The 13159-nt window shown below is 63.7% G+C and carries 11 protein-coding genes, 4 tRNA genes and 1 pseudogene; 12 read left to right on the top strand and 4 right to left on the bottom strand.

Annotated features, from left to right (window positions below; genetic code table 11):
• Nucleotides 1-17 precede the first annotated feature (17 nt).
• Nucleotides 18-1274, top strand: coding sequence for an alpha/beta hydrolase family protein (locus K323_RS0110175; RefSeq protein ID WP_022885179.1), 1257 nt, complete (start codon nucleotides 18-20; stop codon nucleotides 1272-1274).
• A gap of 115 nt (nucleotides 1275-1389) precedes the next feature.
• Here K323_RS0110175 and K323_RS0110170 read toward each other — a convergent pair whose 3' ends face one another.
• From K323_RS0110170 to K323_RS0110160, 3 genes are all read right to left on the bottom strand, one after another.
• Complete coding sequence (locus K323_RS0110170; protein ID WP_022885178.1) at nucleotides 1390-1809, bottom strand: type II toxin-antitoxin system VapC family toxin; 420 nt, start codon at nucleotides 1807-1809, stop codon at nucleotides 1390-1392.
• 168 nt (nucleotides 1810-1977) lie between these two features.
• Nucleotides 1978-2415 (bottom strand): SufE family protein, encoded by a 438-nt coding sequence (locus K323_RS0110165; protein WP_022885177.1) that lies wholly within the window; start codon nucleotides 2413-2415, stop codon nucleotides 1978-1980.
• Between the two features lie 23 nt (nucleotides 2416-2438).
• Complete coding sequence (locus K323_RS0110160; RefSeq protein WP_022885176.1) at nucleotides 2439-3341, bottom strand: sulfurtransferase; 903 nt, start codon at nucleotides 3339-3341, stop codon at nucleotides 2439-2441.
• 169 nt (nucleotides 3342-3510) lie between these two features.
• Here K323_RS0110160 and zapE point away from each other — a divergent pair, with 169 nt between their 5' ends.
• From zapE to K323_RS0110135, 5 genes and pseudogenes are all read left to right on the top strand, one after another.
• Nucleotides 3511-4563 carry a cell division protein ZapE gene (gene zapE / locus K323_RS0110155; protein ID WP_022885175.1) on the top strand — a complete coding sequence of 351 codons (1053 nt, stop codon included), beginning with the start codon at nucleotides 3511-3513 and terminating at the stop codon, nucleotides 4561-4563.
• 195 nt (nucleotides 4564-4758) lie between these two features.
• Nucleotides 4759-5979: an ammonium transporter gene (locus K323_RS0110150; protein WP_022885174.1), complete on the top strand. Its 1221-nt coding sequence runs from the start codon at nucleotides 4759-4761 to the stop codon at nucleotides 5977-5979.
• A 48-nt stretch (nucleotides 5980-6027) separates the two neighbouring features.
• Nucleotides 6028-6579, top strand: a complete 552-nt coding sequence (locus tag K323_RS0110145) for a type II toxin-antitoxin system PemK/MazF family toxin (RefSeq protein ID WP_022885173.1) — start codon at nucleotides 6028-6030, stop codon at nucleotides 6577-6579.
• A pseudogene (locus K323_RS30440) lies at nucleotides 6533-7471 on the top strand (aminoglycoside phosphotransferase family protein). The gene K323_RS0110145 and the pseudogene K323_RS30440 overlap by 47 nt, the downstream one beginning before the upstream one ends.
• A 10-nt stretch (nucleotides 7472-7481) precedes the next feature.
• On the top strand, nucleotides 7482-8273 hold the full coding sequence (locus K323_RS0110135; RefSeq protein ID WP_033372846.1) for a putative protein N(5)-glutamine methyltransferase: 792 nt from the start codon (nucleotides 7482-7484) through the stop codon (nucleotides 8271-8273).
• Between the two features lie 11 nt (nucleotides 8274-8284).
• Here the strand turns inward: K323_RS0110135 and K323_RS0110130 are convergent.
• Nucleotides 8285-8360: transfer RNA gene (locus K323_RS0110130), tRNA-Val, on the bottom strand.
• Between the two features lie 160 nt (nucleotides 8361-8520).
• On the opposite strand from K323_RS0110130, the gene K323_RS0110125 reads away from it, so the two are divergent.
• The 6 genes from K323_RS0110125 (at nucleotide 8521) to K323_RS0110100 (ending at nucleotide 13059) form a co-directional block, all read left to right on the top strand.
• Nucleotides 8521-8592: transfer RNA gene (locus K323_RS0110125), tRNA-Gly, on the top strand.
• 56 nt (nucleotides 8593-8648) lie between these two features.
• A tRNA-Cys gene (locus K323_RS0110120) sits at nucleotides 8649-8722 on the top strand.
• Nucleotides 8723-8748: 26 nt separating this feature from the next.
• Nucleotides 8749-8823: transfer RNA gene (locus K323_RS0110115), tRNA-Val, on the top strand.
• A gap of 186 nt (nucleotides 8824-9009) precedes the next feature.
• Nucleotides 9010-10350, top strand: coding sequence for a lipase family protein (locus tag K323_RS25310; protein WP_022885171.1), 1341 nt, complete (start codon nucleotides 9010-9012; stop codon nucleotides 10348-10350).
• A gap of 161 nt (nucleotides 10351-10511) precedes the next feature.
• A complete protein-coding gene (thrS, locus tag K323_RS0110105) occupies nucleotides 10512-12479 on the top strand; it encodes a threonine--tRNA ligase (protein ID WP_022885170.1) in 1968 nt (655 codons plus the stop codon).
• Between the two features lie 70 nt (nucleotides 12480-12549).
• The gene (locus K323_RS0110100) at nucleotides 12550-13059 is read left to right on the top strand and encodes an HIT family protein (RefSeq protein ID WP_022885169.1); all 510 of its coding nucleotides are present in this window, start codon (nucleotides 12550-12552) and stop codon (nucleotides 13057-13059) included.
• Nucleotides 13060-13159 lie beyond the last annotated feature (100 nt).

Raw genomic sequence — 13159 nt, 5'->3', positions numbered from 1 at the left:
CCGGTTCGGAGGCGACTGTGGCGTACTGGCAGCATCGGGCGGCTCGGCGGAGCGCGCAACGGGCGATCAGCCCGGCGAAACTGCTCGTCATCGGCGCGCTTGCGGCCGGCGGGATCGTGCTGTCGCTGGCGGTGGCATTCGGAACGCTGACAACGGTGATGGCACGAACGATCGTGACGCCTCCGCGAAAGCGGAAGCAGGATGTCGGTATACAGGCCGTCGATGTCGCCCTTGGGACCATCACCCTGCAGGCGACGGAAGACTCCGTGTTGCCCGGCCGGTATGGACTGTGGTTCGGTAACGACACCGGCCACCTTCGGTTGGGGGAGATCATCCGCAGCACCCCGGCGACCGTGACGCGCCGGATTGACGGCGTCGATTTCGGGGATCCCCAGCACTCCGGCATCGGCCGGCTGAGCGGGTGGTATTACCTCGGGCCCTGGGACCTCGGACTCGACTACGAAGACGTGCTCATTCCGACCTTGATCGGGCCCTCGCCCGCTTGGTTCATTCCTGCAGGGCGGCCAGGAGATCCGCAAGACACCGGCGAGACGGATCGCTGGGTCATCCAAGTGCACGGGCGGGCCGTCACGAGGCAGGAGACCCTTCGTTCGGTGACCCCCTTCCGGAAAGCCGGTTACAACTCTCTGCTGATCTCCTACCGCAACGACGGGATTGCGCCGGCGAGTCCTGACGGACGATATGGGCTCGGCGACACCGAGTGGAGGGACGTCGACTCGGCCATCGCCTGGGCGATCGAGCGCGGCGCCACGAATGTTGTTCTGATGGGGTGGTCGATGGGAGGGGCCATCGCACTGCAGACGGCGACCAGGTCGGCTCACCGTGATGTCATTGACGGCATCGTGCTCGACTCGCCGGTGATCGAGTGGGCGGATGTCGTCGACTACCAGGGCACTCTGCTCGGGCTCCCCAACGGTGTGGCAACGGGAGCGATGCACCTGCTCGGGCAGCCGTGGGCTTCGGCGGTGACCGGCCAGGAGGTGCCTATCGATTTCGACAGGTTGGACTTCGTTGCCCGGGCTGAGGAACTCACGCTTCCGATGCTGATCATGCACAGCGACGACGACGGATACGTGCCGGCAACCGGATCACGCGCCCTGGCCGCCAAGAGACGAGACATCGTCACGTTCGTGCCGTTCGCCCGCGCCAGGCACACCAAGCTCTGGAACTACGACCCGGATGCCTGGGGCGGTGCGATTCGCACCTGGCTGGCGGATGTCATCCCCAATACTCGTCTGAACGACGGATCGTGATTCTCCCGGGTTGCGATTCTCGCTCCGCGAATGGCACCTATATCGATTCTCGCTCCGCGAACGGCGCCTATATAGCGGGCGGATCCGCTGTGGCGGCACAGACTGATGCTCTGCCTCAGCCCTGGTGCCAGGGGTTGGTGATCTCGATTCCAGTGTCGTGAAAGTCTCTGACATTGTGCGTCGCCAGCGTCGCCTTGTGGGTGGCACAGATGGCAGCAATCTGAGCGTCGAATCCATCGATCGGGAATCCAAGGCGGTCGCGTCCGCTCACAACAGCGGCGTAGTGAAGCGCCGCTGACCGATCGAACGGAAGGATGTACTCGCCGAATGCGTCGAATATCTCCTCTGCCGTGGATGTGAACAGTTCCTTCCGGCGGCCGGCATCGAGCCTCTCGATGCCGTAACGAATCTCCGCCAGCGTGATCGACGTCGTGTACAGCTCGTTCTGATCCTGCGCGTGTATCCAGTCCACAACCCTCGGCGCAGGTGAGGGCCGCATGAGCTCCGAGACCACGTTGGTGTCGACGACAATCACGATGCGAGATCCGCTGCACGTGCAGGGGTCGCACGCGGCGGAAGATCCAGTTCCATCCCTCCCAGGGCACCGAAACAGTCCGCGAGGGTCAACAACAGCCCATCAGTCGGCCTCGGCTCAGTCACCGACGCCACGAGGATTGCGCGGATCTTGGGCTTCAGGCGTAGATCAGGCGGCTGAGCGCTCCCTGAGCTGGCGCTTGGTGCGCGCCAAGAGTGCGCTCATGCCACGGATGCGCAGCGGCGAGACCGCCTGCGTCAGGCCGATCGTCTGTGGAAAGTCATCCGGAACCGCGAGCACCTCTTCAGCACTCAGCCCGTCGAGGCCCTGGGCAAGGATCGAGGCGAATCCACGTGTGGTCGGGGACTCCCGAGGTGCTGTTGCGAACAGGTGCACCCCTGTGTCGTCGTCGACCTCGACGAAGATGTACACCGGCGACTGGCATTCGACGACCCGCTCGAACAGGTCTGGGTGGTCCTGGTAGCGCGCCGGCAGCTCGGGGAGTTCGTTTGAGAACTCGAGGAGCAGCTGCAGTCGGTCGTTCTGCTCTAGTGCGAGGAAATCGTCCCGGATCTCGGCCAGGCGCTCGGGGAGCTCGTCAGTCATCGATTCCATTCTCCCACGCGGACTCAGCGTGGTGACGGTGCGTCGCCTTGATCGGGGCCGACCGCGATCGGAACCCGCACGGCGTTGCCCCATTCGACCCAGGAGCCGTCGTAGTTGCGCACGTTCTCGAAGCCCAGGAGGTGGGTCAGGACAAACCAGGTGTGGCTGGAACGCTCACCGATTCGGCAGTAGGCAATGACGGGGTCGCCGTCTTTCAGTCCCGCTTCTCCGCGATAGATGGCGTCGAGCTCCTCGCGACCGCGGAAGGTGGCGTCGGCTGCGGCCGCACGGCTCCACGGTACGGATGCGGCGGAGGGAATGTGTCCGCCACGGAGCGCGCCTTCTTCCGGGTATGCCGGCATGCTGGTGCGTTCGCCCGAGTACTCTTCAGGCGAACGAACGTCGACCAGGGGATTGCCGAAGTGGGCGAGCACGTCTTCCTTCAATGCGCGTACCGGTGCGTCATTGCGAGCAACGACGGGGTATTCGGCCGGCGTGACGACCGGGACATCCGTTGTCAGCTCACGACCCTCCGCGACCCACTTGTCGCGGCCTCCGTCGACCAGGCGCACGTCTTCGTGGCCGAACAGGGTGAAGACCCAGAGTGCGTATGCGGCCCACCAGTTGTTCTTGTCGCCGTAGATCACCACGGTGGAGTCGCGGGTGATGCCCTTGGAGCCGGCGACGGCCGCGAAAGCGTCGCTGCCGATGAAGTCACGCTCGACGGGGTCATTGAGATCGGTGTGCCAGTCGATCTTCAGCGCGCCGGGAATGTGGCCGGTCTCGTAGAGCAGCACATCCTCATCGGATTCGAGTAGTACGAGACCCGGATCGTTCGCGTGTTCTGCGAGCCATTCGGTCGATACCAGGCGCTCCGGGTGGGCGTATTCGGCGAACTTCGGGGCCGGATCGAGGGCAACAGGCATGGAAACCTCCAGAGAGCGCCGAGGGCGCGGGAACGGGTTGTCTGCGGATTAGGCTGGTTACCTGCCCGCACTTCGAATCTACGCACTTCGAGCGCGGGCCGCACTCGAACGGTAACCCTTCGACACAGAACATCTCGACACAGACGACTAGAAACACAGGTACTGCAGTATGGCGTCCGAACTCGCGCAGGGGGTTCTCCGGCTCTCCGATCGCACCCCCACCATCACCGGGGCTGAGATCGTCGCCGAACTGATACCGCCGCCCCAGTTCGAACACGCGACCTTCGAGTCGTACCGGCCGGATACCGACTTTCCAACGCAGGCCGGAGCGGTCGAACGCCTGAAGGAATTTGCTGCCGTCTGGCGGGCGCAGCGCCCCGGCGGGTTCTTCTCCCGTAACCGCAGACCCAAGCTCGAACTGCCTGGAATCTACCTCGACGGCGGCTTCGGTGTCGGCAAGACCCACCTTCTGGCCGCCCTCTGGCATGCGGCGCCAGGTCCGAAGTACTTCGGCACGTTCATCGAATACACCGCACTGGTCGGCGCACTCGGTTACGCGGAGACCCTCGTGCAACTGCGCAGCGCCAAACTCATCTGCATCGACGAATTCGAACTCGACGACCCAGGCGACACCATGATGATGACCCGTCTCCTGGCAGACCTCATCTCCACTGGCACGCGCGTGGCTGCTACCTCGAACACCCCGCCGAACTCGCTGGGAGAGGGACGGTTCGCTGCCTCGGACTTCCTGCGCGAGATCCAGGCGATGTCGGCGAACTTCGAGACGATTCGTATCGACGGCCTCGACTACAGACGCCGCGACACCGGAGGTTCGGCGGTGAGCGTCGAAGACGACGCCCTTGCGCACATGGTCACCACTCTCGCCGGTCGGGGTGCCAGCGTGACCGAAGACGATTTCGGTGCCCTCATGCGACACCTGGCCACGGTTCATCCGTCGAAGTACATCAAGATCATCAATGGTGTCGACGTGATCGCGCTGAACGGGGTCTTTCTGCTGACCAATCAAACGGATGCCCTGCGCCTGGTGGCATTCATCGATCGCGTTTACGACGCTGAGATTCCGATCATCGCCAGCGGGCTCCCGCTCAGTGAAGCGTTCGACGCCGAGATGCTGGCCGGCGGCTACCGCAAGAAGTACCTCAGGTCGCAGTCTCGCATGGTGGCTTTGACCACCGGAGAACTGCCCCCGCACTCCGAGTAGGACCTCGTCCGCGGAGCGGGCGAAACACGCTCTTAACATTTCCGGGCGGTTGGTAACCGATTCGAAACACCCCGGGCCGCCGGTGGAAACGTGCTGCCCAGAGACTGGGCCCGTACCCGGCTCCGGCACCTGGCATCCGCAATTCTCGTCGGGCCGGCGGTACACCCGGAAACTCGAGAGGTGTGAGGACAACCCATGGACACAGGCAGCATTTCCTGGGTCATCACAGCAACCGCACTGGTGCTGTTCATGACCCCAGGTGTCGCATTCTTCTACGGCGGCTTGGTGAAGGCCAAGAGCGTCGTCAGCATGATGATGATGAGCTTCGGAGCGTTGGGGTTGATCGGCGTGCTCTGGATTCTCTACGGCTTCAGCATGAGCGCTGTCGAAAGTCCATGGCAGTTCGCCGGCAACCCGTTCGCAGACTTCGGGCTCGGTGCGCTGGCAACCGGAGAGACCGCGAACACCGACCTGCTCGGCGCCACGTATGGCGCGACGTTCGCGATCATCACCGTCGCCCTGATCTCCGGTGCAGTCGCCGACCGGGCCAAGTTCGGTTCGTGGATGATCTTCGCCGGCGTCTGGGCGACCCTGGTCTATTTCCCCGTCGCGGCGTGGGTCTGGGGTGGCGGCTGGATCATGAGCCTGGGGGAGACCCTCGGCCTGCCGAATGCAATCGACTACGCAGGCGGTACTGCAGTGCACATCAATGCCGGTGCTGCCGCCCTCGCGCTGGCCTTGGTGCTCGGCAAGCGGGTCGGCTTCCAGAAGGGCATCACCAAGCCGCACAACGTTCCACTCGTTCTGATCGGTGCGGCGGTGCTCTGGTTCGGCTGGTTTGGATTCAACGCCGGCGCCGAGTGGTTGAACGGCCTGGAGAACGTCGGACTCATCGTGGTCAACACCCTCGGGGCGACTGCAGCGGCCATCCTGGGCTGGATGATCGTTGAAAAGTTCAAAGACGGCAAGGCGACGTCGGTCGGTGCGGCATCCGGAGCCGTTGCCGGCCTGGTGGCGATTACGCCGGCGTGTGCCAGCCTCGAGCCAGGCTGGGCGCTTCTGCTCGGTGTGGTGGCCGGTGCGGTCTGTGCCCTGGCCATCGAGCTGAAGTTCAAGTTCGGTTTCGATGACTCCCTCGATGTGGTCGGCATCCACCTCGTGGGCGGCTTGATCGGAACGCTCTATCTCGGATTCTTTGCGATCGACACCGGTCTCTTCACGGGTGGCGATCTCGGACAGCTGGCGGTGCAGGCGATAGCGGCGTTCGCAGTACTCGTGTACTCATTCGGGGTCGCGCTGCTGCTCGGCTTCGCGATCGAGAAGACGATCGGTTTCCGCATCAAGAACGAAGACGAGGTGGCCGGTATCGACACCGTGCTGCACGGTGAAGAGGGCTACGCGCTCGATCGGGTCTGACGCCTGATTCCGGCGCTGCGTGCGAGGGCGGTGGGGTAGTGTGCCGATGTGTCAACCACGTCGCGCATCCTCACCGCCCTTCGCAATGTCTTCAGCCCGGCATCTCGACGGGCGAGCGTTCCAGGCGTCGTTCGCCCGGCATCCGTTCGTAGCAAAGCCGATGCTCACAGCGAAACGGATGCCGGTCGCTTCGGGCCGAGCGCGACGGTTGAAGTTGACGCATCGAGCATCGGCAGTGTGCGACTTGGGTACGCGCCGAACGTCGACGGCGACCCAGACCCTGGCGAGGTCGTCTGGACCTGGGTGCCATACGAAGAGCGCGACGGCCGGGGGAAGGACCGCCCGGTGATCTTGGTGGCGAGGGAGAAGTCCGGCTGCCTCCTCGCCGTGCAGCTCACCAGCAAGGAACATGACGGCGAACGCGGGTACGTCGATCTCGGCACAGGCTCGTGGGACGCCGAAGGCAGAAGGAGCTGGGCGAACATCGATCGCGTGTTCCGTGTCTTCGCAGACGGGATGCGGAGGGAAGCGGCTTCGCTGGACGCCGCACGATATGACCACGTTGCCAGTGCACTTCGGGCGCGCTACGGCTGGCGGTAGGCAGCGGATGGCGAACATGCCCGCGTCGGAGGTTGACCTCGACGCTGATCTGGTGACTGCCCTGTTGGGCGCCCAGGTACCTGCACTAGCCGGGATGGCCGTGCATTCGCCGGTGTCGGGCTGGGACAATGTTGTGTACCGACTGGGCGAAGATCTCGCCGTTCGACTTCCACGCAGGGAAGCCAGTGCAGAGCTCGCGGTGAATGAGCAGCGCTGGCTGCCGGAATTTGCCGCGCGGGTTCGACTGCCGATTCCGGCGCCGATTTACGCTGGCACGCCGGGATCAGGCTATCCCTGGTCATGGTCGGTGATCCCTTGGACCGAGGGGGTGAGCCTGACCGAAGCGCCTGTATACGGGCGCGCGGCCGTGGCAGCGGAAGTGGCGGAATTTATCACGCAACTACATACGCCGGCTCCGAACGCCGCTCCGCACAATCCGTTTCGAGGTGTGCCGCTTGCGGATCGCGCGGTGGACGTTGAGGAGCGGCTCGGCACCGGGCCGATCCCACGCTCCGGTGAGCTCCTGCGGCTGTGACATGAGCTGGTTCGTGCCGAGGTGTGGAAAGGAGCTCCGACGTGGTTGCACGGCGACCTGCATCCTGCGAATCTTCTGGTTTCGGGCAGCCATCTCAGCGGAGTGATCGATTTTGGCGATCTGACAGCGGGTGATCCGGCGACCGATCTTGCGGTCGCGTGGCTCGCGTTCAACGCCGAGGATCGGGCGGTATTCGAAGCAGACCTTCCTTCGGCGTACCGTGATGATGCGGCATTGCGCACACGGTCGAAGGGGTGGGCGCTCGTGCTGGCTACAGCCTTCGCTGCCCACTCCGACGACAATCCGACGATGGCGGATGTCGGTCGGCACGCCGTCGCGCAACTTCTCGACGATTGAAGGCATCCGAATGACAGGATTTGCAGACGCAAGGGCCCTCTCTGCCACAATCGGCACACTGCGGGCCGCCGGGTGTGTCTTCGCCGAAGAGGAAGCCGCGCTGCTTCTCTCCGCAGCAACATCCCAGGACGAACTCGCGTCCATGGTGAGTCGCCGCGTAGCCGGGCTGCCGCTCGAGCACATCCTCGGCTGGGCGGAGTTCTGCGGATTGCGGATCATCGTCGACACCGACGTTTTCGTGCCGAGGCGGCGCACCGAGTTCCTCGTTCATGAGGCTGCGGCGATCGCGCATGTTGGGGAGGTTGTGCTCGACCTGTGTTGCGGCTCCGGCGCGCTCGGTGCGGCTCTGTTCGCGGCGGTAGACGGTATCGAGCTTTACGCGGCAGACATCGAGTCGGCAGCGGTCGCGTGTGCGCGTTTGAATCTCGCCGAAGCCGGAGGACGGGTGTATGAAGGCGATCTTTTCGAGCCCCTGCCCGCGTCGCTGCGCGGGCGTGTCGGCATCCTGCTTGCCAACACGCCCTATGTGCCCACTGAAGCGATTGAACTGATGCCGCCGGAGGCACGCCTTTATGAGCCGCGGGTGACGCTTGACGGGGGCGTAGACGGCTTGGACGTGCAGAGGCGGGTTGCGGGGGAGGCGCTGCAGTGGCTGGCGCCAGGCGGGCACCTGCTGGTGGAGGCCAGCGAGAGCCAGGCGTCGGCGACCGCGCGCATATTCGAGGCGAGTGGGATGAGCGCGCGGGTCGCGAGTTCCGAGGAGTACGACGCGACGGTTGTCGTCGGGACCAGACCGCTGTGATGGTGGTGTTGTGGTGGGCGATACCGGACTCGAACCGATGACCTCTTCCGTGTGAAGGAAGCGCGCTACCAACTGCGCCAATCGCCCCTTGTTGCGGTGAAGAAATGACCTCACTGCGACTCACGATACTAGTGCAGGCGAGGGGGTCACTGCACATCGACGCGGCCGAATCGCCGCGTTGTAACTCGGTTTGAATATCGCAAGGATTATCGTATAGAGTCTCCTAGCACGCAGAAATGCGGGCAGTGCGGATGTGGCGCAGTGGTAGCGCATCACCTTGCCAAGGTGAGGGTCGCGAGTTCGAATCTCGTCATCCGCTCGAATGGAATCGTACCGAGAGGTGCGGTTCTCTTCATTTGGTGGTGAACCCAACACGGTGGATTGGCCGAGAGGCGAGGCAGCGGCCTGCAAAGCCGTATACACGGGTTCGAATCCCGTATCCACCTCCATTCCCGGTTAGAATTTGCCGAGATATGGGCGATTGGCGCAGCGGTAGCGCGCTTCCCTGACACGGAAGAGGTCATCGGTTCGATCCCGGTATCGCCCACCAGAAACCCCCGGTGAACCCGGGGGTTTTCTTCGTTTCAGACGTACCCGTGCACTATTCGTGCAATAGCAAAGTGGTCTACTGTCAACCCTGCCCCTTGGGAGGTGCGTGACTGTCTCGAGAGCCTGCCATCATTACACAGTGGCGAAGCGGTCTAAACGAGACAAGCCACCCGGAAAGGTGCACGTAATGAGAGTTTCACAGAGGCGAGGAGCGATCTTCGCCGCATTCGGGATGGGCGCAGTACTGCTTCTCACTGGCTGCTCGGCTGAGAACACTCCAGCAGGGTCAGAGCCGGGGACACCAGCAACAGTAGACGGCCAATACGCCATCCCCGTCTTCTACGAGCCCCCGTCGCCGCTCCCAGAAGGAGAGCACGGCGACCTCATCAGCTCAGAAGAAGTGACGGCCCCCGAAGGGTCGCGTGCGTGGCGCATCCTGTATCTCTCGGAGCTGGGCGATGGCACCCCGGTCGCGGTTTCTGGGTTCGTCGTGGCCCCCGAAGGCGAAGGCGATGGCCCCGACGGTGACCGTGAGGTAATCGCTTGGGCCCACGGCACCGAGGGCGGCGGCCGCAACTGCGCGCCCTCACTTGTCGCCGAGCCGGCGACGGAACTGATCGACTACTTCGACTACGACAGCATGCTTCAGCAGGATCCCGGCGTGCCCTCCCTGGGCGAGATGCTCGACGCCGGCTACGTCGTAGTGGCAACTGACTACCAGGGCCTTGGAACCCCGGGAGTGCACCAGTACACCGTGATGGACTCCGAGACGAACAGCGTCTGGGACTCAGTGAAGGCAGCCCAGCAGATCGACGAAACCCACGCCGGCAACGACATGGCTGCGCTCGGTTGGTCGCAGGGGGGCGGAGCCGCGGTATGGATGGCAGAGAACACCGACTACGGTGCACCGCTCAACCTCGTCGGTGCAGCAGGGCTTGCGCCAGCGGCAAATAATGGCCCGCAGTTCGCCCGTCAGGTAGAGCCCGGTCCGGCCAACGCCACTTCCCAGGCGCACGGAGTCGCGCTCGAGCTCAACGTGGTCAACGGCCTCATGGCGGCCTACCCTGAGTTGGAAGCCTCAGGGATGGTGACACCAGAGGGCGAGAAGGCTCTCGTGGGTGCAGCCAACCAGTGCGTCAACCACCTCGCGTATGTCATAAACTCGAACGTTCCTGAGCCCTACGAGACGCTTATGCAGCCGGCCACCCCGGCTGACTGGCAGAAGAGGCTCGATGAGAACACTGCGGGCTACACAGCGCCAGTCGCGCCGATCCTGGTCATGCAGGGCACCGCTGACACGGTGGTGAACCCGAACGCCACAACTCAGTACATTGAGCGGGTGTGCGGATTCGGTGAGCCGGTGCAGTACAGCCTCTACGCCGATGCCACCCACCAGACGATCCCGAAGGACGCTTCGGGCGAGTTCATGTCGTGGTTCGCTGACCGCTTCGCCGGCGTCGATGCTCCGACGACATGCGCCCCGGCAGGCAGTCCTCAGACGGCACCCGAGCCTATCCCGGCACCCTAACCCATCCCGGGGAGTCAACGCGGCTAACGCCGAGCCTCCTGTCTCACACGTTGCTCAACCCCCGGAGATCGAATCTCTGGGGGCTGACTCGTGGCAGCGGGTGGGAGGCCCGTGCACTGCCGCTAAAGTTGTCGGGTACGCATAAATAGGGAGATACACACGTGGCTGACGGCTTTGAGCTATTCACCGACCGGTCCGTTGTCGCAATGCGCGTCAACGGCGAGCTCAAGGATCTCGCGACGACCGTGACCACGACGGATGCCGTCGAACCGGTCACCATCGACTCCCCAGACGGACTGAACATCCTCCGCCATTCCGCCGCTCATGTTCTCGCGCAGGCGGTGCAATCGGTCAACCCCGAAGCGAAGCTCGGCATCGGCCCGCCCATCACCGATGGCTTCTACTACGACTTCGACGTCGAAGAACCCTTCACGCCAGAAGATCTCAAAGCTTTGCAGAAGGCAATGGACCGCATCATCCGTTCCGGCCAGCGTTTCGTGCGCCGCGTCGTGACCGATGATGAAGCGCGCTCAGAACTGGCAAACGAGCCATACAAGCTTGAACTCATCGGGCTGAAGGGCGGGGCGGCAGAGGGCGAATCCGGCGAATCCGTCGAAGTCGGCGGTGCCGAACTCACAATCTACGACAACGTCGACCCGAAGACCGGGGAGACCGTCTGGAAAGACCTCTGCCGGGGCCCGCACCTGCCGAACACCCGCATGATCGGCAACGGATACTCGCTGACTCGCCTCGCAGCCGCGTACTGGCGCGGCTCGGAGAAGAACCCTCAGCTGCAGCGCATCTACGGCACCGCCTGGCCGACAAAAGACGAACTCCGCGCCTTCCAGGAACGCCTCGAAGAAGCGGCGAAGCGCGACCACCGCAAGCTCGGCGCCGAACTCGACCTGTTCAGCTTCCCCGACGAGATCGGCTCTGGCCTGGCCGTCTTCCACCCCAAGGGCGGAATCATCCGCCGCGAGATGGAGGACTACTCGCGCGTCAAGCACGAGCAGGAGGGCTACGACTTCGTCTACACCCCGCACATCACCAAGTCGAGCCTGTTCGAGGAGTCAGGGCACCTCGGCTGGTATGCCGACGCGATGTTCCCGCCGATGCACCTCGACGAGGCCCGCAACGAAGAGGGAGAGATCACCAGGCAAGGATCTGACTACTACCTCAAACCGATGAACTGCCCGTTCCACATCCTCGTCTACCGCTCGAGGGGCCGCTCATACCGCGACCTCCCGCTGCGCATGTTCGAGTTCGGCACCGTGTACCGCAACGAGAAGTCCGGTGTCGTTCACGGCCTCACCCGGGTGCGCGGACTCACCATGGACGACGCACACATCTTCACCAGCAAAGAGCTGATGAAGGATGAGCTGACCAAGACCCTCAACTTCGTGCTCGAACTGCTGCGAGACTACGGCCTCACCGACTTCTACCTCGAACTCTCCACCAAAGACCCGGAGAAGTACGTCGGCAGCGACGAGGTCTGGGAAGAAGCCACAGCAACCCTCGCCGAGGTCGCCACGGCATCCGGTCTCGACCTCGTCGCCGACCCGGGCGGCGCGGCCTTCTACGGCCCCAAGATCTCGGTGCAGGCGAAAGACGCGATCGGCCGCACCTGGCAGATGTCGACAGTGCAGCTCGATTTCAACCTTCCGGAACGCTTCGGTCTCGAGTACACGGCAGCAGACGGCACCCGCCAGCGCCCGGTCATGATCCACCGCGCCCTGTTCGGCTCCATCGAACGGTTCTTCGGAGTGCTCACAGAGCACTACGCAGGCGCCTTTCCGGTCTGGCTGTCTCCAGTGCAAGTCGTCGGCATCCCGGTGTCTGAACAATACGGCCCGTACCTCGACGACGTCATCGCCAAGCTGAAGGCCGCCGGCGTGCGAGCAGAGGTCGACCATTCAGACGATCGCATGCAGAAGAAGATCCGCACCCACACCAAACTCAAGGTTCCGTTCCAACTGATCGTCGGCGAAGAAGATCAGGCGAACAACGCCGTGAGCTTCCGGTTCCGCGACGGCACCCAGGAGAATGGCGTACCGGTAGCGGATGCCGTCAGCCGCATCCTGGCCTCGATCGAATCCCGCACGCAGGTGACCACCGCGGGTCAGATCTGACGTGACTGGGTACGGAAAAGATGAGTTCTCTGGGCCAGACTCCGAGGGGGTTGAGAGAGACGACGCGCAGATGTTCGCCGCCGTTCCCGACGCCTTCCAGCGGCTGTGGACACCGCACCGTCTCGCCTACATCCAGGAGGGCCAGCAGCCGCATCCTGATGCCTGCCCGTTCTGCATTGCGCCCAGCATGACCGACGAGAAAGCACTCATTGTCGCTCGCGGAAAACACGCGTACGTGTTGCTGAATCTGTTCCCATACAACAGCGGTCACCTGCTGGTCTGCCCGTACCGCCACGTTGCAATGTATGACGAGGCGACGCCAGAGGAGGTCGCCGAAATCGGTAGTCTGACCCAGATCGCGATGCGCACACTCTCGGCCACGTCGCGCTGCGACGGCTTCAACCTCGGCATGAACCAGGGGCGGATTGCTGGCGCCGGGATTGCCGAGCACCTGCACCAGCACATCGTCCCGCGCTGGAATCTGGACTCGAACTTCTTCCCGATCATCGCCAAGACCAAGGCGATACCCCGCCTGCTCGGCGAGGTTCGTCAGGAGCTCGCCGACGCCTGGCCGGTCTGACCAGAACTGTTCCATCGCATCCCACCCACCGCACCCTGCACACCGGCATCCACGACCGGCACAGCTGCATCAACCGCACCGCTCCATCTACCGCCCAGCC

Source organism: Glaciibacter superstes DSM 21135 (genome assembly GCF_000421145.1).
GTDB lineage: Bacteria > Actinomycetota > Actinomycetes > Actinomycetales > Microbacteriaceae > Cryobacterium > Cryobacterium superstes.
This window is presented reverse-complemented; position numbering and strand designations above follow the sequence as displayed.

Excerpts from the sequence above, each read along its gene's own strand:
- K323_RS0110150 (WP_022885174.1), top strand. The coding sequence starts at position 4,759 with ATGGACACAGGCAGCATTTCCTGGGTCATCACAGCAACCGCACTGGTG.
- zapE (WP_022885175.1), top strand. The coding sequence starts at position 3,511 with ATGGCGTCCGAACTCGCGCAGGGGGTTCTCCGGCTCTCCGATCGCACC.
- K323_RS0110160 (WP_022885176.1), bottom strand. The coding sequence starts at position 3,341 with ATGCCTGTTGCCCTCGATCCGGCCCCGAAGTTCGCCGAATACGCCCAC.
- K323_RS0110135 (WP_033372846.1), top strand. The coding sequence starts at position 7,482 with ATGACAGGATTTGCAGACGCAAGGGCCCTCTCTGCCACAATCGGCACA.
- K323_RS25310 (WP_022885171.1), top strand. The coding sequence starts at position 9,010 with ATGAGAGTTTCACAGAGGCGAGGAGCGATCTTCGCCGCATTCGGGATG.
- K323_RS0110100 (WP_022885169.1), top strand. The coding sequence starts at position 12,550 with ATGTTCGCCGCCGTTCCCGACGCCTTCCAGCGGCTGTGGACACCGCAC.
- K323_RS0110165 (WP_022885177.1), bottom strand. The coding sequence starts at position 2,415 with ATGACTGACGAGCTCCCCGAGCGCCTGGCCGAGATCCGGGACGATTTC.